The following is a 20,272-nucleotide window of genomic DNA, read 5'->3' as shown; positions in this document are numbered from 1 at the left end:
ATTAGCTAAACATTACACTAATTGGTAGACTATTGCTTCATAAGGTCTTAGATTCATATTTTCTAAAGTGTCTTTTACCTCGAGATGGTAATTATTTAACAGAACCTTCACTGTTTTCTCTTTAAATTCTTCTGGAACAATAAACTGAGTATCCTTTGCAAACATGTTTACGATGATAAGCATTTTCTCATTCTCTAATGTCCGCGTATAAGCAAATATTTGATTATGTTCAGCTAGAACGAGTTTAAAATCACCATACACAAACACAGACTGTGCTTTTCTTACTTCAATCAGTTTTTTATAGAAAGCATAAACAGATTCTGGGTCTAGAATGGCATCTTGGACATTGATTTCATTCTTATTAGGATTGACTTTCAACCATGGTTTTCCAGAGGTAAAGCCTGCATTCTCTCCTGGTGTCCACTGCATCGGGGTCCTAGAGTTATCGCGACCGTTTTTCCAGATGATCTCCATTAATTCTTCATGGCTTTTCCCTTCCTCAATCCCATTATGATAGAGGTTCTTGATTGCCACATCATTATAATCTTCAATGCTTGAGTACTTTACATTTGTCATGCCAATTTCCTGACCTTGATAAATAAAAGGTGTTCCTTGCATTAAGAAGTATAGTGTAGCAAGTGCTTTTGCTGACTGTACTCGATATTGTTCACTATCTCCCCAAGTCGATACGGAACGAGGTTGGTCATGATTTTCTAAGAATAACGCATTCCATCCAATCCCATTTAATCCCGTCTGCCAGCGATTAAAGGTTTCTTTTAATGCTTTAATATCAATTCCACCCGTCACACTTGTACCCCAAAGATCCAAATGCTCAAACTGAAAAATCATATTAAATATCCCGTTTTCTTCGCCGACCCACTCTTCTGCCTGGTTCACTTTTACTCCGTTCGCTTCACCAACGGTCATGATGTCGTATTTAGCAAAGGTTTCCTTCTTAAGTTCTTGAAGAAACTCTTGGATTCCTTCACGATTCATATGTCCTTCAAAGGAGGGGACATATTTTAAATTTTTAGGATTCGGTAAATCTGGAAATCCATGAACCTTCTTAATATGAGAAATAGCATCTACACGGAAACCATCGATCCCTTTATCTAACCACCAGTTTATCATCTCATAAATGCCATGGCGAACCTTTGGGTTCTCCCAATTCAAGTCCGGCTGGCGGCGTGAAAAGACATGCATGAAATATTCCTTTGTTTCTCTATCATACTCCCATGCAGATCCGCCAAATATCGATTCCCAGTTATTCGGTTCCTTTACAGGTTGACCTGGATGCCATATGTAATAATCTCTGTATGGATTTTCTTTTGATGAACGTGATTCAATAAACCAAGGATGCTCATCCGAAGTATGATTAATCACTAGATCTAAGATTAGTTTCATTCCTCGTGAGTGAACAGCCTCCAATAGCTCATCAAAGTCAGCCATCGTTCCAAAGTCTTCCATTATATCTTGATAATCACTGATATCGTAACCGTTATCATCATTAGGCGAGGTATAAATTGGACAAATCCAAATAACATCAATCCCTAGTTCTTGTAGATAATCGAGCTTAGAAATAATGCCTTGAATATCACCAATTCCGTCCCCATTAGAGTCCATAAAACTCCGCGGATAAATTTGATAGGCGACGGCTTCTTTCCACCATACTTTTTTCATAATTGCCTTCCTCCTCTTTGCACTTTACTAAAATATCACACTTTCATTTTATGTGCAATCGTTTGCATTTTCTTTTTTCATAAGTAAAGGATGGCGTAATTGTGTGCCATCCATAAGGGTTTTGGTTATAACCGATATTATACTTCATGTTCTCTACCATTCTTTAATCAAATGCAAGCCTGTATGCCTTTACGTTTATACCATCTCCTGCTGGTTCAAAATCATGTTCAGGCACCCGTATAAACCCTAGCCGTTCATATAGCTTCATTGCACCTTCCATAAATTCACCCGTATGTAACCCAATCGATTGATAGCCCTTAGCCCTCGCACGTTGAATACATTCCGAAACAAGTGCTGTAGCGACGCCTCTTCCTCTTACTTGCGGTGAAACGGCCAACATCCGTATCTCCGGATAGTTCAACTCCTCTATACTTCCTTCGTAGGCATCCGTGTTAGCAGGAAATAATACCACACTCCCTACTATCTCTCCATCTATTTCACTAACAATCCGTTCAACTCCTGGCCTAATATCTACCTCTGAGGATATCGCTTGTTGTAAGGCCAGCCAATGCTCCATCGGAACCCTGCTAGCATGTTCTTCATATGAAGTTAGTCTTTGTTCTCGAATAAATCTCAGCTCTTGCTCCTTTGCATCACGAATAATCATCGTTTTTCCTCCACTTCCTGACTTTCAAAGGCTCTCTCTTTACTTAAACATTTTTACCCTTGGATATAAAATAGGTTGTTTGATTAAGCTTTATTTGAAACCCAAAATAGACTTTTAATTATGAGATAAGAACGTGCCGGCTTTAGGGTTTTTAACAACACTCATTCCAAATGTACTCTTATCAAATGATTAGAAATTTACTCTTATGCTTACTTAAAGCTTGACGTCCATGGTCAGAAAGAAGTCCTGACAAATCTGGTCCCTTCGGTAGGATGTTTTCTCCTTTATGGTCATTACTCCCAATATGGTTTGAAAGATGATAATGAACCTTAATCGCATGAAAATCAGTAGTATCACCAAAACCAGGTGTTTGATATAAATCTCGCAAATATCCCCATAAATGATGAAAATCTACAATTCGATTTCGATTGGTCTTAAATGCAGAATAATAGGCAACATCAAAGCGAATCAATGTGGCGTATAGACGTACATCTGAATCTGTAATAAAATCACCGAACAAAAAGCGCCTTTCACCTAAATGTTCCTCTAGTTTATCTAAGCGGGTAAAGAGTACATCATAAGCTTCTTCATACGCTTCTTGAGATTGAGCAAAACCACATTTATATACTCCATTGTTTACTTCGTTAAAAATAACGTCGTTTAAGTTAGAGATTTCTTGCCTCAACGATTCAGGATATAATTCTGGAGCATTGTCTTTATGGTAGGGTTTCCAATCGTTTTCAAGATAGTTTGTCAGTTTAAAATAATCATTGTTTACGACCTTTTTCTCCTTTATATCAACGATAACAGGTACCGTGGGACGTCCCTGGTAAGTAGGATCTGTCTTTAAATAAATTTCACTCATGTATCTAATTTTTAATATTGGGTCCAAATTCCCATCGTCTAATGAAAATTCCCAATCAACATGTGGGAGTTTAGGACGCATGGGGCTAGCTGTTCCTAAACTTATCACATCCTCCAACCCTAATACTTTTCGTACAATCACAGAGCGGTGTGCCCATGGACATACAGCCGACCACAACAATCGATATCTTCCTTTCTCAACAGGTAGATCCCCTTCCTTATTTCCGAAAGGCGTTATAAAGCGATTTGTCTGTCGATTAAATGAGCCATCTTCCTTTATTTCAGTAGAAATAGGGTTATTTTCTGGATTTTTCACCTACTGTTCTCCCTTCTTCACTTCACAAATTATTATTGATACACTATCTATGTATGCAAATACATCCAAAAACCATGCCTAACTATTGGGCATGGTTTTATCGCGAACATGCTACTATTGATGTTAATTTTTCACTTTCTTTCTATGCTTCCTCCCCAAATAATACGGTTAAACTCTACGACTATTTTCGTCCACCAAAGCCATCGAGAAACACAAGGCGACTTTCTCTCGTCATTTAATGAATGGATATTTTCATTTTCGAATCGTTTTTCTTCGTTATTGTCTCCCTCTACTTGTACTGCTAATAAACCTTCTTGTAGAAATTCATCGTGATTTTCAACCACTGACATCGACTTGATTGCTTCTGAGATTACATCTGTTAACTGTTCTTTTGTAAATTCTTTAATCGGAATCCAACCACGAGAGTCAATTTTGTACCCATATCGATTGATGGTATCAGGTGACATGTATTTCCCAATCACATACCCATTCCCATTGGTATGCAACTGTGTCCCTACCACTTGACCCCTTTGTTTACTTTCTGGATAATGAAAATTAATTCTTCCATTGCTAGTTTGCTTTTCTTCTAGATTAAACGAACGGAAAATAGCTTTTTTCTCTTCAAAAGTTAACATCGATTAAACTCCCCCTCCCGATAAAATTTGACTTTAAATGGTCTCAACAGCTTAATAATAAAGAAAATTAATAAATTTCTACTATTGACAAAATAATAATCCTTTATTTAAACTTCCTTCTAAAATGAAAAATCCCTGCTTCCTTTTTTAAAATAGTTTTTAAATATTTGGTTATTATTAAAATACCAATTAATCAAAACTGTTAGGATTGTTCGTATTTGGATAAAAAAGGTATAGTAGAGAGATAGAATACTCTTCATTCTTGAAACCACGCTTTTGGGAGGGATTACCCTGGGGAAAAGAACATTACTCATTACTCATAATCTAAACGAGAGGCTTAGTGAAGCTGTTGAAACATTAATACCTGATTGGACGCTGATTTCTGGTAAAGACTCTTCAATTTGGCAAAATCACTTATACGATGCTGAAATCATTGTCGGTTGGAAAAAAGAAATGACAGAGATGTTTGAATACACTCCTAAATTACGCTGGCTACAATCATGGAGTGCAGGGGTAAACAGCATGCCTCTAGACAAATTTGAAGCTCTTGGCATTACGTTAACAAGTGCCAACGGAGTTCATGCCTACCCCATTAGTGAAACCATCTTCGCTTTGATGCTAGCCTTAACCCGCAAAATACATACTTATATTAGAAACCAAACCACAAAAACATGGCATCATTCAGGACTAAATTTGGAGATTCACGGGAAAACAATTGGAATTATTGGTGTAGGAGCTATAGGGAAAGAAACGGCTAAAATTGCAAAAGCTTTTGGTATGAACGTATTAGGTGTTCGTAATTCCGGCAGACTAGATGAGTTTGTAGATAGAATGTACTTTTCACATCAATTGGATGCGATCCTTCCAAAATGTGACTATGTAGTTGTTACTCTTCCGCTGACACAAGAAACTCATCATTTATTTGGAAAAAAACAGTTTGAGTTAATGAAGAAAACAGCTTTCTTCATTAATATCGGGCGTGGTCCCATTGTTGACGAAGGATCACTCATTACCGCTTTAAATGAAGGACAAATTGCAGGTGCTGGCCTTGATGTGTTTGAAAAAGAGCCTTTAGCCAAAAAAAGTCCATTATGGGATTTGGAAAACGTCATTGTGACCCCCCATACAGCTGGAGCCACCGAACATTATGCTCAACGTGTTATTGAACATATTTTTATCCCGAACCTAAAACTTTACCTAAACCATCAAACTCCTTCCATCAACTTGGTCGACTATAAAAAAGGCTATTAAACATTTCAAAATAAGAAAGAGCTGGAGGCCATCCAGCTCTCTCTTTATTCTATATGATAACGAAAACCTTGTTTTTTAATGCAGGTGCAACTGCCTTTTGGTAAGCTTCAAAACCGTTATCGTAGAAATGAGCAACCTTTGAGGACCAATTTGAAATATCCTGTCCGTTTGTACGTTCTGCCATATAAGCTGAGACGGTTTGATCATAATCATCCATCAACGCTCGCTGTTGCTCTTTGTTGTATTTTTCTTTATGATGAACTGCCTCGAGAGGTAAGCGCGGCTTTTGTTCTGGAATTGCTCTCGGATGACCGACAACAAGACCTGAAATTGGGTAGACGTACTCTGGTAAATCTAGGATATCTATATATGTATCTGGATTTCTCCTAATTCCTCCAATCGGGACAATACCAAGTCCCATCGATTCAGCCGCCGCCGTTGCGTTTGCTATGGCAATTCCAACATCCGTGGATCCGACGATAATCGCCTCGATACTATCAGCGATTTGGAACTTATTGCCATTTTTATCTGCCGCTACCTTTGCCCGGTAGAAATCAAGACAAAACACAAAGAATACCGGTGCCTCCTCAATCCACTTTTGGTTCCCAGCAGCATACGCTAATTTAGATTTTCTATCCTTGTCACGTATTTCTATCACACTTACTTGCTGCCCATTGATCCAATTTGGTGCAGCCATTGCTGTTTCAATGATGGTTTTTGCCTGACTAACACTTACACCCTTTGTAGGGTCAAATTCACGGATAGAACGGTGACTTTTTAATAATCGAATGGTATCGTTCAACATAATCACTCCTCACTGTCCACCTTAACCTAATGGAGTTGGCAGAATCAACTGATAACAATTAAATAATAGTTTTCAAAGAAATAATAAATGGCTTGGGAAAAATTCTTTCCAAGCCATTTATTGGAATAGCCATTTCAATATTACCGTAACTAAGCAGAGGCCTATCTCCTTTCACTTTAGGCAAGATTTGGGGGAATGTCATCATTACGGAGGACAGCTGGTAGCGTGTCATGAATATATTTAGGCGCTGGCATTAATTTCGGCTTTTCCCCATACGGTTGAGGGTTTTGTACATACTTAAATGTTCCTTCCCCATCCATACTTGGTCCATTAGCCCAACGACCTTTTGCACTTTGGTCACCTTGGGAATAATTAAACAGAACATATGACACTTCTCTTTTTTCTTTTTGACGTGGGAATGTGCTTGGAACAACTATGTTTTCTTTTGCTTCTAATTCACAAATAGCCGCGTACCATTGGTTTTGATGCATCGTATCGCGGGCAATTAACCATGATAGCATATCTTTTACGCCACGGTCATTTGTTGCCTCGTACAAACGAACAGCCTGCAGTCGTCCCTGCGACTCTGCATTCAAATTTGCGCGAAAATCAGCGAGCAAATTTCCACTAGCAATAATATAGTCGGCTGTCCATCTATTACCTACACTGTCGGCTGGCATCGCACCTAGACCTGACACAATAGCGTGTTGAGGATTCATTCCGCCAAGAATCGCCCCAATGATAGGATCCTTCGCTGCTGTTTCAAGGTCACCAACCGGTGCCCCATCAAGAAGTCTTGCAATCATTGTGGCAAGCATTTCGATATGGGCTAATTCTTCAGCACCTGTATCCATAAGTAAATCTTTATATTTACCGTTGCCGCGGACACTCCATCCTTGGAACAAGTATTGTAGAGCTACTGAAATTTCTCCAAATTGGCCACCTAGGACTTCTTGCAATTGTTTGGCAAAGAGGGGGTCTGGACGGTCAGGCTTAGCATGGTATTGAAGTTCCTTAACATGATAGAACAATACTAATCACCTTTCTCCCTTTAAGTTTCGAATACTAAATTAGCGTATTCAGAAAGTAAGAGATAGGTGAATGCTATAGGGTATTTCCTTACTTAAAACACAACACATCATGAAGAAGGCTTTTGGCTTGTAATGATTGGGAGAGGGCCCAGTTGGAAGAACAATGTAAACCATTTAAAGGAAATTCCAATTAAGTCAGCCAATTAGGGTTACTAGGAGTTTTTTCGTTATTTATGGTTATTTATTTCGATTTCGACAATCTCTCTGTTTCCACAATGTTCACATTTCTCAGCTTCCTTGGTAAAACCCATACACTTTTTACAATAAAACTTTGTCATGATAACTCCTCCTCGTATAAATATAGCACTGTACCAACTTGGCGTTGATTCCCCCCAGGAAATTAACACGAAGGTAAGTGAATAGTTAAAATAAATAACACTAAATTCTAATGTTAATTTGACGTATAGCCTAATAACTCCTGCATTTAAGGAATATTTTTTTAAAATTCACAACTGTCGTTGCAGTACAAATCTATTCCCTGAATTTAAACATAATAAACACTCTCATTTCTTGCCAGAACCTATACAAAAATCAAAATATTCATTATAATAGTGCGAATAATGAATTTACATTTCCATACCCATTTTTTATAAGGAGGGACGATTGTAAATGAATTCTACCCGTTGGGGAAAAGTATTATTATTTATGGGAATTATCTTTGTATCTTTTAACTTACGTCCTGCGATTACTTCTGTCGGACCCCTTATAGGCTTAATTCGTCAAGATACCGGGATTTCAAATAGCTTAGCGGGTTTAATCACAACGTTGCCGCTCGTGGCGTTCGCAGCCATCTCTCCATTAGCACCTAAAATTGCAAAAAGGTTTGGGAGTGAACGAAGTATCCTTTTAGGGTTAATTGTATTGGGTACGGGAATACTTATCCGTTCAATTGGAATCCTGACGCCATTATACATAGGTACGATTCTTATAGGCATCGGCATTGCCATTTGTAATGTTTTATTACCAGGAATAGTAAAGCATAGATTCCCTGGCAAAGTTGGCTTATTGACTGGAAGTTATACATTGTCGATGGCTTTTTGGTCGGGCCTCGCACCAGGACTAAGTTTTCCCTTGGCTGAAAAGCTTCACTTAGGGTGGCAAATGTCGCTAGGGATATGGATTGTTTTACTTCTACTAGCCATTGGATTTTGGCTGCCTCTGATTACGCGGAGTAATGACGGGGGCTCAAGACCGGCGGGAAATATTACAAATTCATCCATTTGGACTTCAGCTATCGCATGGCAGGTCACTTTATTTATGGGGTTACAATCTATGGTGTTTTTCAGTTTTTCGACCTGGCTTCCAGAAATCCTTCATAACCAGGGTCTTAGTATCACCGCAGCTGGTTGGGTTGTTACCTTAATGCTTTTTTGTGGACTTCCTGCTAATTTTCTCATTCCAGTTCTTGCAGATCGTCTTCCCAATCAGAAAGGAATTGCACTGGGGATTGGGCTCTTTTGTTTTACTGGTATTCTTGGTCTACTATTCGGGGGAAATTCTTTCATTCTCATTATTAGTTCGATATTAATCGGAATCGCTTTAGGTGCAGCCATAAGTCATGCATTAATCCTAATCAGCTTACGAGCAGAAAGCGCCTCACAGGCAGCAGATTTATCAGGGATGGCTCAATCTGTCGGATACATACTAGCAGCTATTGGTCCGTTTATTCTTGGTTATCTCTATGATGTGTACACGAGTTGGACCTTTCCACTCGTCCTATTAGCTATTGTGTCAATTTTATTCACGATTGCAGGAGTTGGAGCTGGGCGTAACCAGTATGTACATCAAGAAAGTAAGGAAATCATGACAAGAAATACTTTATGAGTAAAGAATGATATTGAGGTGAAGAACATGTGTGGTCGTTTTACGCTAACAGCAACGTTTGAACAGCTAATTGACCGATTCGATATAGCATCCTTTGTCTTGGATGAAGATTATAGCCCCAATTATAATGTTGCACCCTCTCAATCTGTAATAGCTGTTCTAAATAATGGTTCCATTAATAAAATGGGGTATTTAAAGTGGGGACTAATTCCACCATGGGCTAAGGATCCAAAAATCGGATATAAAATGATTAATGCAAGAGCAGAAACGCTTGCTGAGAAACCTAGCTATCGGAACGCTTATCGAAATAAACGTTGTTTAATTGTGGCTGATAGTTTTTATGAATGGAAGCGGGATGAACAAAAACAAAAAACACCTATGCGAATTAAATTAAAATCAAATGATTTATTTGCGATGGCTGGTCTCTGGGAGAAATGGACGTCTGCTGACGGGCAGTCCATCTTTTCTTGTACAGTTGTAACCACCAAAGCCAATGAACTTGTTCATGAGATTCATGACCGTATGCCTGTCATATTAAAGCCTGAAGATGAAAAAGTTTGGCTTAATCCTAAAAGTACCCTGAACGACCTGAATCATTTACTTCATCCATTAGATAGGGAACTAATGGATGCATACGAAGTAAGCTCGCTAGTGAACTCTCCGAAAAATAACTCAGTAGAATTGATTCAAAAAGTGTGTTAAGAAGATATTTTCTTAATGAATGCTGTTTTCGTCGAGATCGTATTTTAAGCTAAATTTAACGTAAACAAAGAGCCAAAATAAAACAGCCTAGAAGATCTAGGCTGTCCCCGACTTACTCAAAAAATCTTTTGTGAGATTGTTTTTCTCTTTTCAAACCCGCTCGATTTAACATTTCATCCTTCATTGCTCTTTCCATGAATTGATCTAATTTTTCCACCTCATCATTCAAGCCTTCCTCCATTTTTCGATAGGCCTTAGATAAAGCTGTTGCACTCACTCCATACCTATCAGCTAACTCTTTTTGAGTAAGGATACCCAGTCCTGGGATATTGGTATCAATAAAATAATGAAGACCTGCTGCGTAGACTTCTGGCTTCCTTATACTAGGCTTCTCTTTTAGACAATAGATATTCCACATGATTGCCCCAAGATCAAGAAGCTGATTGGAGTATTCGTAATCTTGTGTCGCCCTCTCTGCAAAGAGATCCACGACTCTAAAATAGGCAGGATCATCCCAACGCAATTCTTCAACAGGATCAAAATCAAACAATACCCAATTTAATATATATGGAAACTCAATAGAGAGGAATTCTGAGAACTCTTTATAGTCACTGTCACCATATAACTGAGATAAGGTATCAGCAACAATGTCTCCATCTCCCTCTCCAAAATGTAGGGCTAATAAAAAGTAGGAATAATAACTACCGTATGGCAATAGGAATCCTAAAAGAGACATCCCTACTTCTAGCTCTGGAGCATTATCAAATACTTTCACTCGTTTTATTTCCTTCGTAGCGACATCTTCAACTTCCATCCAGTTACCATCGGTCATGTTAATAATCTTAGAAAAACTTGGAGGGATATTACTCCATTTCTCTAGCTGAGTCATAACTGCAGGACGGAGCTGCTTTCCTCGGCGCTTATCTTCAATGAATTGTTGGACTAATGTTATTTTCATAAAAGGCTTTTCTAATGTTGCCCATAATATTAGGAGTGTGGTTAGAAGAATTCCCTCTTCCTCCGAAATTTCATCTTCCGGAAAATAATGATCAAGTATGGAATAAAACATTTCGGCGTCTTTTTGTTCAAAATATCCGTAAAGCTGTTCCTGAAGATGATTCAATTCTTTGCCAATAATTTCATCCATAGAAACAACCTTATTTAAGCAGCATTTTTTATACTTTTTCCCACTGCCACAAGGGCAATCATCATTACGGCCTCTAATCATACTTCCTATCCTTTCTGTGGTACTCTGTAAGTAAAGTTTCTTATACTTTCTATCTGCATGTCAAGAAAAGATGGGTGTATATAAGGAAGGACACACCTTGACGGTATGCCCCTTTGATTCACATAACCAATTTATCTATATTGATGAGCTTTAGACCGATATGCATCAATCAATAGGAGCAACCCAGTAATGATATGCAAAACCATCCCTACGACCGGAATCCATGCAAGCACTGATGTAATGATTCCCATTATACTGCCGTATCTATTTTGAAACTCTTTGACAGAAAAGATTAAAGTAACAATATGCAAAACAAGCATCACAAACAACGGAGTCCACCCAAATCCAATAACGATTGCTCCCCCAAGGATTGGTATTCCTAAGAATGCTTCCAAACCACCAGTTATCCACTTTAAAATTGTTGATGTAGCCATACAGTTATCCCCCTTTCTTAAGTTGGCTTTCTATCTTTAACGATAGTATAGTTCCTCGTACAATGTGAAGTTATTTGATTTTCAAACCGTCTTTTTGCTCAATCGTCATTTTTTCTAGTTCAAGTTTCATCTTTTCGGTTTCAATTAAAAAGTTTTGATTCTTTAATCTTTCAAGTTCTAACTCGTCTTTCAACATTTCTTGTTTCATTTTTGTTTGTTTTTGAAAATGACTTGTTACGATTGCAACTAGCGGAATCGAAAAGACCATTATGATCGTTATTGTCCCAGTCAACCTTATCACCTCTTTAAATATCTTCTATCCTCTAATTATACGACTTTTCCTAAAATACAAACAGTTATAAATTTTTATGTAGAATAAGAAAAAAGCCCAAATCCGCATAATTTGGATTTGAGCCCTTACCTGTTTTTGTTTTATGGTAACAAAGTGCTTCCCATCAAATAACGGTCTACTTCTCTAGCAGCTTCACGTCCTTCATTAATTGCCCAGACAATCAGGCTTTGGCCTCTTCTTGCGTCTCCTGCTGCAAAGACACCCTCAACATTGGTTTTATATTCTCCATAAGTTGCCTTCACTCTGTTATTGTTGGTTTCTACCGCAAATTGGTTTAATAGTGATTGTTCTGTCCCCTCGAAACCAATTGCAATAAACACATGTTGCGCTGGCCAAACTTTTTCCGTCCCTGGAATTTCTTTAAAATAGTAGCGCCCGTCCTCGCCCTTGTATTTCTCCATTTGGATCGTATGCAGTTCTTTCACTTCGCCATTTTCATCTGCAACAATTTTCTTAGTTTGAATCGAATATTGGCGTGGGTCTTCACCAAACTTTGCATTCGCTTCTTCATAGGCGTAATCCAAGGTAAATACATTAGGAAAGGCCGGCCACAAATTATCTGGTGTTCTTGAGGTTGGGAGTTGCGGATGTTTGCCAAACTGTATCACACTATTGCATTTCTGGCGCAGCGCAGTGGCTACACAGTCTGCACCCGTGTCTCCTCCACCAATTACAATAACATCCTTGCCTTCCGTATTAATGAAATGCTTGTCTCTAAAATTAGAATCTAATAGACTTTTTGTTGTTGTCGTTAAATAGTCCATCGCAAAATGTATTCCTTTTGCCTGTCGACCTTCAATCTCTAAATCCCGTTGTTTTTGCGCACCTGTACAAAGGATAACCGCATCGTAATTCTTACGTAACTCTTCAGCGGTAATATCTTTCCCAACTTCTGTATTGGGAACAAAGTTAATTCCTTCTTGTGTTAAAAGACTAATCCTACGTTTCACCACTTCTTTTTCCAACTTCATATTCGGAATACCATACATCAGCAAACCTCCAGGACGATCGGCACGCTCATAAACAGTAACAAGGTGCCCCACTTGGTTGAGTTGATCAGCACTTGCCAGTCCTGCAGGTCCGGAACCGATAACGGCAATTTTCTTTCCTGTCCTTTTCGTTGGAATTCGCGGAGTTATCCAGCCGTTTTCAAATCCTTTATCAATGATGGTTCGCTCAATGCTTTTAATTGCTACAGCAGGGTCATTGATCGCTAACGTACAAGACCCCTCACAAGGGGCAGGGCAAACCCGCCCTGTGAACTCCGGGAAATTATTTGTTTTGAGCAAACGGTCTAGTGCTTCTTTCCACCGACCATGATAAACTAAATCGTTCCATTCTGGGATTAGGTTATTTATTGGGCAGCCTGTTGTTGCTCCTTCAAGCTCCATGCCCATATGACAAAAAGGAGTTCCGCAATCCATACATCTTGCCCCTTGTTTCTTAAGTGCTACATCAGATAAAGGAGCGGAATATTCTTTCCAATCGTTTATACGCGTAATAGGGTTCCGTTCTTTCGTCTTTTCACGGGTATATTCCATAAATCCAGTTGCTTTTCCCATCTTCCTCTCCCCTTTCCTACTATACTAGCGATTCTGGTTGTTCAGTTTGTTTTTTCTGCTTTGCGTTCGCTTCGAAGGCACGCATAATTGCTTGTTCTTCCGTTAAGCCCGCAGCCTTTTGTTCTTGAATCTTACCTACCATCCGCTTAAAATCATTTGGAATGATCTTAACAAATTGTTTAGAGACATTCTCCCAGTTCTCAAGCACATAGTTTGCTTTGGCACTGTCTGTATAGCGCAAGTGGTTTTCCACCAATTCTTTAACCTCATTCATTTCGTTTTCTTCGGTTATTCTTTCTAACTGAACCATATCCATATTGCATAATTCTGTAAACTCATTATGATTATCTGCAAGGACGTAAGCAATTCCACCAGACATACCAGCTCCGAAATTTTTCCCTACATCACCTAAAATAACGACACGACCACCAGTCATATATTCACACCCATGGTCACCGATCCCTTCAACAACTAAATTAGCTCCACTGTTACGGACGGCAAAACGTTCTCCAGCACGACCACTGATATATGCTTCACCGCTTGTTGCTCCATAGAAGGCAACATTTCCGGCAATGACATTTCCAGCTGAGTATAGCTTCGAGGGCTCGTGAGATTTAACAGCGATTTTCCCTCCAGATAGTCCTTTTCCGATGTAATCATTCACATCACCAGTTAATAATAAAGTCATTCCTTTTGGTACAAATGCACCGAAACTCTGCCCCGCGGAACCAGTAAAACGCAGGATGATTGTATCTTCTGGTAAGCCCTCTTCTCCATAGAGCTTGGTAACTTCACTTCCGACAATCGTTCCAACTACACGGTTTACATTGGTAATTGGAAAATGGACATCAACTGGGTTCTGATGTATTAACGCCCCTTGAACAGCAGGCAACAATTTTTGAATATCAAGCGATTCATCAATTCTATGATTTTGCGGTATACTGAAAATTCGTTCACCTTTTGGTTGATACACCAACGTGGATAAATCTAGATACTTTGCTTTCCAGTGTGCTTTTGCCCGTTCTCCTACTGTTAACACATCTGTACGCCCTACCATTTCATCGACACTTCTAAATCCCAGCTCAGCCATGAATTCCCGAACTTCTTCGGCAATAAACCGCATATAGTTCACAATATAATCAGCTTCACCAGCAAACTTCTTCCGAAGCTCAGGGTTCTGTGTGGCAACACCGACTGGGCAAGTATCTAAATGACATGCTCTCATCATGACGCAACCTAGTACAACAAGTGGCGCGGTTGCAAACGCAAATTCTTCTGCTCCGAACAGAGCAGCCATGACAACATCCTTACCTGTCATTAATTTACCATCTGTCTCCAACACGACTCGATTACGTAGTCCGTTTAACATCAGTGTTTGATGTGCTTCAGCAAGACCAAGCTCCCACGGAAGACCTGTATGTTTAATACTCGTTTTAGGTGAAGCACCTGTACCTCCGTCATAGCCACTAATAACAATCACGTCTGCTGCACCTTTTGCTACACCAGCAGCAATCGTTCCAACTCCAGCCTTAGAAACAAGCTTCACACTGATTCTTGCATCCCTATTGGCATTTTTTAAATCATGAATTAGTTGAGCTAAATCCTCAATGGAGTATATATCATGATGCGGTGGCGGTGATATTAACCCGACCCCTGGAGTTGAACCACGGACATCAGCGACCCATGGATATACCTTGTTTCCCGGAAGTTGACCACCTTCCCCTGGCTTTGCACCTTGGGCCATTTTAATTTGCAATTCATCAGCATGAACTAAATAATGACTTTTCACCCCAAAGCGACCAGAAGCAATCTGTTTAATCGCACTACGCCGCAAATCACCATTTTCATCTGGAGTAAATCGACTTGGGTCTTCTCCACCTTCGCCACTATTACTTTTACCCCCTAAACGGTTCATCGCAATCGCCAAGGTTTCATGAGCCTCTTTACTTAAAGAGCCAAACGACATCGCGCCGGTTTTAAACCTTTTCACGATGGAATCAACAGATTCCACTTCCTCCAACGGAATTGACTGTTGTCTGGAATTAAATCTAAATAAATTTCGGAGGAAACCAATTCTTTCTTCATCGGCAGCTTTTGAGAACTGTTTAAACAGCTTATAATCATTTTTCCGCGTTGCCCATTGCAAAGTGTGAATCGTTTTCGGGTTGAAGGCGTGGTGTTCTCCCGTTTTACGCCATTGGAAGTCACTCCCTGATTCAAGCGATGGATCATCATCGGAAAAGGCTTTATCATGAATAAGCTTTGCTTCCTTCTCTATGATTTCGATATCGTTCCCACCAAGCTGAGATGCTGTTCCTGTAAAATAGCGATCAATTACGCTGTGGCTGATTCCAACAGCTTCGAAAATTTGCGCCCCCCGATAGCTTTGTACCGTCGAGATCCCCATTTTTGACATTACTTTTACAACGCCTTCTGTCACTGCTTGAATATATTTCTCAACAGCCTTTTCGTATGTGACCGAAATTTTCCCTTCCTGTACAGCCTGGTGATAAGTTGCGAATGCTAGATATGGATTGATGGCATCAACTCCATACCCAATCAATGCTGCAAAATGGTGGACTTCCCTTGCTTCACCCGATTCAACAATAATACTCACTTTTGTCCGAGAACCTTTATGCACAAGATGCTGATGAAGAGCACTCGCTGCTAATAAAATCGGTACAGCCGTCTCTTCTCTAGTAACCTTTTTATCTGAAAGAATAATTAGACTAACTCCACTAGAAATGGCCTCTTCAGCCTCTTTGAAAATCCTTTCTAGTGCCTCTTCTAATTTTCCAGAAAATAAAGTGTATATCTCTTTACTCTCAAAACCTTCTAATAAGTTCGTTTTTAATAAAGCTAACTGCGCATTCGATAAGATTGGCGTTTCGAGCTGAATTCGCTGACAATTTTCTTCGTTCGGATGGAGGAGATTCCCCTCTCTACCTAAGTACGAGACAGTAGATGTAACAATTTCCTCACGAATGGCATCAATCGGTGGATTGGTTACCTGTGCGAATAGTTGTTTAAAGTAATTGAATAAAGATTGTGGCTTATCCGATAAGATCGCTAGTGGACTATCATTTCCCATTGACCCAAGTGGGTCTTTTCCTTCTGCAACTAATGGAATTAAGTATTTGTTTATATCTTCATATGTGTACCCAAAAGCTTTTTGACGCATAGAAAGGTCTGTTACTTCCTCCTCGTCTATATGAAACTTTATATCTTTTATACGAACAAGCTGTTCAAAAAGCCATTGTTCATACGGGTATTCCCTTGCTAAATCAGCTTTAATTTCCTCATCAGATATGATCCGCCCTTCCTCTAGGTCAATTAACAGCATCTTACCTGGGCTTAAGCGGTCCTTGAACACAACATTCTCCGGTTCAACGTCAATGACTCCTACCTCGGAAGAAAAAATAATATAATCATCTTTCGTTACATAATAACGAGCTGGACGAAGTCCATTTCGATCTAAAATAGCTCCAATTTGTTTCCCGTCCGTAAAGGAAATAGCAGTTGGTCCATCCCACGGCTCCATCATGGTACTATGATACTCGTAAAAAGCTCGATTTTCCTTTGACATATGAGGATTTTTCGCCCACGGCTCAGGGATTAGCATCCTTGCAGCATGTGCTGGTTTTCGCCCAGCTAACACCAAGAATTCTAAAGCATTATCTAAAACCGAAGAGTCACTTCCGTCTATGTCCAAAACAGGTACAACCTTTTCTAAATCTTTCCCAAAGGCCTCCGATATAAATTGTTTTTCACGAGCTTTCATCCAGTTCATATTTCCACGGAGAGTGTTAATCTCGCCGTTATGAATCAAATACCGATTAGGATGCGCACGCTCCCAACTTGGAAAGGTATTTGTACTAAACCGAGAATGTACTAATGCAAACGCCGAAACAAACCTTTCATCTTGTAGATCTAAGTAGAAAGCATCAACCTGTTCAGGAGTCAAAAGCCCCTTGTATACAATCGTTCTACTTGAAAAGCTTGCAAAGTAAAAAGACTTCTGTTCTTTTTTCCCCCAATTCTCAGCCTGTTTTCTAATAATATATAAATCTCGTTCAAAAGATAATTCATCATGGCCATTGCCATTTGCGCCAACAAACAGTTGGCGAATAATAGGAGCCGATGACTGTGCATTTTTTCCGATTTTTCCGATATCAACAGGGACAGTCCGCCAGCCTAGTACAACTTGCCCTTGTTTTTCAATTAAATGGTGAAGATAGGATTCGATCTCTTCTCTATTTGGGTCGTTGCTTGAAAAAAACAGCATCCCTACCCCATAGCGCCCTTCTTCGGGTAGATTCATCTCCGAGCATTCTTTACGAAAGAACGCATCTGGTAGTTGTACCATTAATCCTGCTCCATCACCTGTCAGTGGATCACTCCCCTGTCCACCACGATGATCAAGTTTACAAAGCATATCCAGTCCCTTTTTTACAATCTCATGTGTTGCGTCCCCTTTTATGTGGGCATATAATCCAATTCCACATGCGTCATGTTCAAATTCAGGACGGTAGAGACCTTGTGCTTTTGGTATTTGATGCAATGTCATATTCATCTCCCCCAAGATTTCCGATTTTTTTCACCTGAGTAATATTTTAATTTTCAGATTGATATTAAACAATATATAGTTATAATAAAATCAATCTATATTCGATATGAATTATAGGAGGGATAAAATGGAATTAAGACAATTGCAATACTTTGCTGAAGTAGCCAAGCGTGAACATGTAACAGAGGCCGCTGCCCATTTGCATGTTGCCCAATCAGCCGTTAGCCTACAAATCTCCAAGCTTGAAGACGAGTTAGGAGTTTCTCTGTTTGAAAGAGTGGGTAGAAACGTAAAGTTAACACAAATCGGCAAAAGCTTTCTGACCCATGTAAAAAAAGCCTTGAAGGAATTAGACAATGCAAAGCAACATGTAGAAGAGTTTTTAGATCCTGAACAAGGCACAATTAAGGTTGGTTACCCTACTAGCCTCGCCAGCCATCTACTTCCAACCATTGTTTCTGCATTCAGAGAGAAAAACCCCAAAATCAGCTTCCATTTAAATCAAGGTTCATATGCTTCCTTAATAGAAGCTGTCAAAAACGGAGATCTTGACTTAGCCTTTCTTGGTCCCGTTCCAACCAATGAAGCTGATATAAAAGGAACCACATTGTTTACGGAAAGTTTATCTGCACTTGTGCATATCGGACATCCTTTAGCAAAAAATAAAAGTCTCTCTCTAACCGATTTAAGGTCCGATGACTTTGTATTATTTCCAAAGGGTTATGTCCTTCGACAACTCGTAGTAGATGCATGTAAACAGGCTGGCTTTAGTCCTAACATCACGTCCGAAGGGGAGGATATGGACGCCTTAAAGGGACTGGTATCAGCAGGAATTGGTATGACTCTTCTTCCAGATAGTACGATTTCAGAATCCGTTCCCCGTTTTACTGTGAAGATCCCCGTCGTTGATCCAAAGGTAACTAGAACAGTTGGAATTATCATTCCTAAAACAAGAGAAATCGCTCCATCAGAAAAGATATTCTACCAATTTGTCATTAACTTTTTTGCTATACTTGAGCAATATAAATAAGGTTTGTATAGACAAAAAAACAGCCTCGGCTGTTTTTTTGTCTAACTAATTCTTCTCTCTGTCTTGTTCAATTTGAACATGTTGTGGTCGTTTGGGATAATTTCGTTTCTCTTTATCGGGACCTGTAAAATCATTTCTTTGATCTAAATACTCATTTCTTTTTTTCACTTGCACATACACCTCTCATTTAATGGGTTTTACTAACTATCACTTAATTTGAATACTTTATTTAAGGTTTTAGGTGTTTATCAAAGAAACCTTGAACAAGATTAATCAACTCAGGAGTTGAAAAACCACTTCCATGACCTCCACCTTTCACTTTATAGAAGGTAACATCGACATTTTCCTTTTTCAGTGCTTCATATAATAGTTCACTTTGATTAAATGGTACCCTTTTATCTTTGTCTCCATGCATGATTAAAAACGGTGGAGTCTCAGCTGATACGTAAGTAATTGGATTCGCTTTTCTGACCTTTTCTTTGTTATTTTGTAAGGGACCCCCTATCAGTAAGGATTCAGCTGACTCCGGGTCCTCTGCATTATACTTAATTGGCGCTTTACTCATTTGCAGGAAATCGGTTGGTCCATACCAGTCAACAACGGCTTGAACACAGGAATTGACTTTCGATGTTCGCTTACTTCCTTCAAGTTCAGGTACATGACAACTTGTACCTACTAGTGCTGCAAGATGTGCCCCTGAAGAAGTTCCCCACACCCCCACTAATTCCGGATTAATCTGATATTCTGGTGCCTTCTCTTTTAAAAATACAACAGCAGCCTTAATATCTTGTATTTGGGAAGGAAACTTTGCTTCATGACTTGTACGATGTTCAACACTCGCTACAACATAACCACTTTTTGCAAGCTGTACCAATTGAGGAATAAAGGCAAATGTATCTTGTGGTCTATCCTTCCCCCAGCTGCTGCCTTTAATAAAAATGATGAGGGGTTTTCGTTTACTTTTATGATCATCGGGAATAAGTAAATGTAATTTCAGCTCTTTATCCCCATATTTGTAATAGGGTATATTCGCTTGTAATCGTACATTAAAGTGGGCACTCTTCTTTGGTTTTATTGTTCTTGTCTCTGCACTACCTATATTTGATGAACTACTTGATAAAGGGTTGGTAATAAAAATAACACTAAACGTGATAACCAACACACTGAAAGCTGTCAAGGTCATGTATTTCTTCATGATTAACCCTCATTTACTTAATTTCAATTTACCATTTTAGTATTTGTGAAGGCATTTTTTCTATTCAAA

General features: G+C 39.2%; 17 protein-coding genes. 4 read left to right on the top strand and 13 right to left on the bottom strand.

Annotation, left to right across the window (positions count from 1 at the left end):
* Positions 1 to 12: 12 nt before the first annotated feature.
* The 4 genes from H0185_RS07660 to H0185_RS07645 all read right to left on the bottom strand — a co-directional run bounded on the left by H0185_RS07660 (position 13) and on the right by H0185_RS07645 (position 4,162).
* Positions 13 to 1,680, bottom strand: a complete 1,668-nt coding sequence (locus H0185_RS07660) for a glycoside hydrolase family 13 protein (protein WP_221872730.1) — start codon at positions 1,678 to 1,680, stop codon at positions 13 to 15.
* 163 nt (positions 1,681 to 1,843) lie between these two features.
* Complete coding sequence (locus H0185_RS07655; RefSeq protein ID WP_221872728.1) at positions 1,844 to 2,347, bottom strand: GNAT family N-acetyltransferase; 504 nt, start codon at positions 2,345 to 2,347, stop codon at positions 1,844 to 1,846.
* Between the two features lie 181 nt (positions 2,348 to 2,528).
* Positions 2,529 to 3,527: a glutathione S-transferase family protein gene (locus tag H0185_RS07650; RefSeq protein ID WP_221872726.1), complete on the bottom strand. Its 999-nt coding sequence runs from the start codon at positions 3,525 to 3,527 to the stop codon at positions 2,529 to 2,531.
* A gap of 131 nt (positions 3,528 to 3,658) precedes the next feature.
* The gene (locus tag H0185_RS07645; RefSeq protein ID WP_221872724.1) at positions 3,659 to 4,162 is read right to left on the bottom strand and encodes a hypothetical protein; all 504 of its coding nucleotides are present in this window, start codon (positions 4,160 to 4,162) and stop codon (positions 3,659 to 3,661) included.
* Positions 4,163 to 4,453: 291 nt separating this feature from the next.
* Between H0185_RS07645 and H0185_RS07640 the strand changes: the two genes are divergently transcribed.
* Positions 4,454 to 5,413, top strand: a complete 960-nt coding sequence (locus H0185_RS07640; RefSeq protein ID WP_221873079.1) for a D-2-hydroxyacid dehydrogenase — start codon at positions 4,454 to 4,456, stop codon at positions 5,411 to 5,413.
* A gap of 49 nt (positions 5,414 to 5,462) precedes the next feature.
* Here the strand turns inward: H0185_RS07640 and H0185_RS07635 are convergent, their stop codons facing one another.
* Both H0185_RS07635 and H0185_RS07630 read right to left on the bottom strand, forming a co-directional pair.
* The gene (locus H0185_RS07635; protein ID WP_343223107.1) at positions 5,463 to 6,218 is read right to left on the bottom strand and encodes an NADPH-dependent oxidoreductase; all 756 of its coding nucleotides are present in this window, start codon (positions 6,216 to 6,218) and stop codon (positions 5,463 to 5,465) included.
* 176 nt (positions 6,219 to 6,394) lie between these two features.
* Complete coding sequence (locus H0185_RS07630; protein ID WP_221872722.1) at positions 6,395 to 7,249, bottom strand: manganese catalase; 855 nt, start codon at positions 7,247 to 7,249, stop codon at positions 6,395 to 6,397.
* 669 nt (positions 7,250 to 7,918) lie between these two features.
* Between H0185_RS07630 and H0185_RS07625 the strand changes: the two genes are divergently transcribed.
* Positions 7,919 to 9,133 (top strand): CynX/NimT family MFS transporter, encoded by a 1,215-nt coding sequence (locus H0185_RS07625; protein WP_221872720.1) that lies wholly within the window; start codon positions 7,919 to 7,921, stop codon positions 9,131 to 9,133.
* Between the two features lie 27 nt (positions 9,134 to 9,160).
* Complete coding sequence (locus H0185_RS07620) at positions 9,161 to 9,835, top strand: SOS response-associated peptidase (protein WP_221872718.1); 675 nt, start codon at positions 9,161 to 9,163, stop codon at positions 9,833 to 9,835.
* A gap of 112 nt (positions 9,836 to 9,947) precedes the next feature.
* Here the strand turns inward: H0185_RS07620 and H0185_RS07615 are convergent, their stop codons facing one another.
* The 5 genes from H0185_RS07615 to gltB all read right to left on the bottom strand — a co-directional run bounded on the left by H0185_RS07615 (position 9,948) and on the right by gltB (position 17,978).
* Positions 9,948 to 11,063 carry a YecA family protein gene (locus H0185_RS07615; RefSeq protein WP_221872716.1) on the bottom strand — a complete coding sequence of 372 codons (1,116 nt, stop codon included), beginning with the start codon at positions 11,061 to 11,063 and terminating at the stop codon, positions 9,948 to 9,950.
* A 131-nt stretch (positions 11,064 to 11,194) separates the two neighbouring features.
* The gene (locus H0185_RS07610; protein WP_221872714.1) at positions 11,195 to 11,497 is read right to left on the bottom strand and encodes a hypothetical protein; all 303 of its coding nucleotides are present in this window, start codon (positions 11,495 to 11,497) and stop codon (positions 11,195 to 11,197) included.
* Between the two features lie 70 nt (positions 11,498 to 11,567).
* On the bottom strand, positions 11,568 to 11,789 hold the full coding sequence (locus H0185_RS07605; RefSeq protein ID WP_221872712.1) for a hypothetical protein: 222 nt from the start codon (positions 11,787 to 11,789) through the stop codon (positions 11,568 to 11,570).
* A 140-nt stretch (positions 11,790 to 11,929) separates the two neighbouring features.
* Positions 11,930 to 13,411, bottom strand: coding sequence for a glutamate synthase small subunit (gltD, locus tag H0185_RS07600; RefSeq protein WP_221872710.1), 1,482 nt, complete (start codon positions 13,409 to 13,411; stop codon positions 11,930 to 11,932).
* 19 nt (positions 13,412 to 13,430) lie between these two features.
* A complete protein-coding gene (gene gltB / locus H0185_RS07595; RefSeq protein WP_221872708.1) occupies positions 13,431 to 17,978 on the bottom strand; it encodes a glutamate synthase large subunit in 4,548 nt (1,515 codons plus the stop codon).
* A gap of 127 nt (positions 17,979 to 18,105) precedes the next feature.
* Between gltB and gltC the strand changes: the two genes are divergently transcribed.
* Positions 18,106 to 19,008 (top strand): glutamate biosynthesis transcriptional regulator GltC, encoded by a 903-nt coding sequence (gene gltC / locus H0185_RS07590; RefSeq protein ID WP_221872706.1) that lies wholly within the window; start codon positions 18,106 to 18,108, stop codon positions 19,006 to 19,008.
* Between the two features lie 45 nt (positions 19,009 to 19,053).
* Here the strand turns inward: gltC and H0185_RS24240 are convergent, their stop codons facing one another.
* Together H0185_RS24240 and H0185_RS07585 are read right to left on the bottom strand one after the other, a co-directional pair.
* Entirely contained in the window at positions 19,054 to 19,176 is a 123-nt protein-coding gene (locus tag H0185_RS24240; protein WP_281427588.1) for a hypothetical protein, read from the bottom strand.
* Positions 19,177 to 19,237: 61 nt separating this feature from the next.
* On the bottom strand, positions 19,238 to 20,203 hold the full coding sequence (locus tag H0185_RS07585; RefSeq protein ID WP_246629062.1) for a prolyl oligopeptidase family serine peptidase: 966 nt from the start codon (positions 20,201 to 20,203) through the stop codon (positions 19,238 to 19,240).
* Positions 20,204 to 20,272: the final 69 nt, after the last annotated feature.

It is taken from the genome of Mesobacillus maritimus, from assembly GCF_019749255.1.
Lineage (GTDB): Bacteria > Bacillota > Bacilli > Bacillales > Cytobacillaceae > Mesobacillus_B > Mesobacillus_B maritimus_A.
The sequence above is the reverse complement of the archived record's forward strand: the minus strand, read 5'-3'. Positions and strand labels throughout refer to the sequence as shown.

Coding starts and splice junctions, on each gene's coding strand:
- H0185_RS07625 (WP_221872720.1), top strand. CDS start 7,919: ATGAATTCTACCCGTTGGGGAAAAGTATTATTATTTATGGGAATTATC.
- H0185_RS07615 (WP_221872716.1), bottom strand. CDS start 11,063: ATGATTAGAGGCCGTAATGATGATTGCCCTTGTGGCAGTGGGAAAAAG.
- gltB (WP_221872708.1), bottom strand. CDS start 17,978: ATGACATTGCATCAAATACCAAAAGCACAAGGTCTCTACCGTCCTGAA.
- gltD (WP_221872710.1), bottom strand. CDS start 13,411: ATGGGAAAAGCAACTGGATTTATGGAATATACCCGTGAAAAGACGAAA.
- H0185_RS07610 (WP_221872714.1), bottom strand. CDS start 11,497: ATGGCTACATCAACAATTTTAAAGTGGATAACTGGTGGTTTGGAAGCA.
- H0185_RS07655 (WP_221872728.1), bottom strand. CDS start 2,347: ATGATTATTCGTGATGCAAAGGAGCAAGAGCTGAGATTTATTCGAGAA.
- H0185_RS07660 (WP_221872730.1), bottom strand. CDS start 1,680: ATGAAAAAAGTATGGTGGAAAGAAGCCGTCGCCTATCAAATTTATCCG.
- gltC (WP_221872706.1), top strand. CDS start 18,106: ATGGAATTAAGACAATTGCAATACTTTGCTGAAGTAGCCAAGCGTGAA.
- H0185_RS07620 (WP_221872718.1), top strand. CDS start 9,161: ATGTGTGGTCGTTTTACGCTAACAGCAACGTTTGAACAGCTAATTGAC.
- H0185_RS07585 (WP_246629062.1), bottom strand. CDS start 20,203: ATGAAGAAATACATGACCTTGACAGCTTTCAGTGTGTTGGTTATCACG.
- H0185_RS07635 (WP_343223107.1), bottom strand. CDS start 6,218: ATGTTGAACGATACCATTCGATTATTAAAAAGTCACCGTTCTATCCGT.
- H0185_RS07645 (WP_221872724.1), bottom strand. CDS start 4,162: ATGTTAACTTTTGAAGAGAAAAAAGCTATTTTCCGTTCGTTTAATCTA.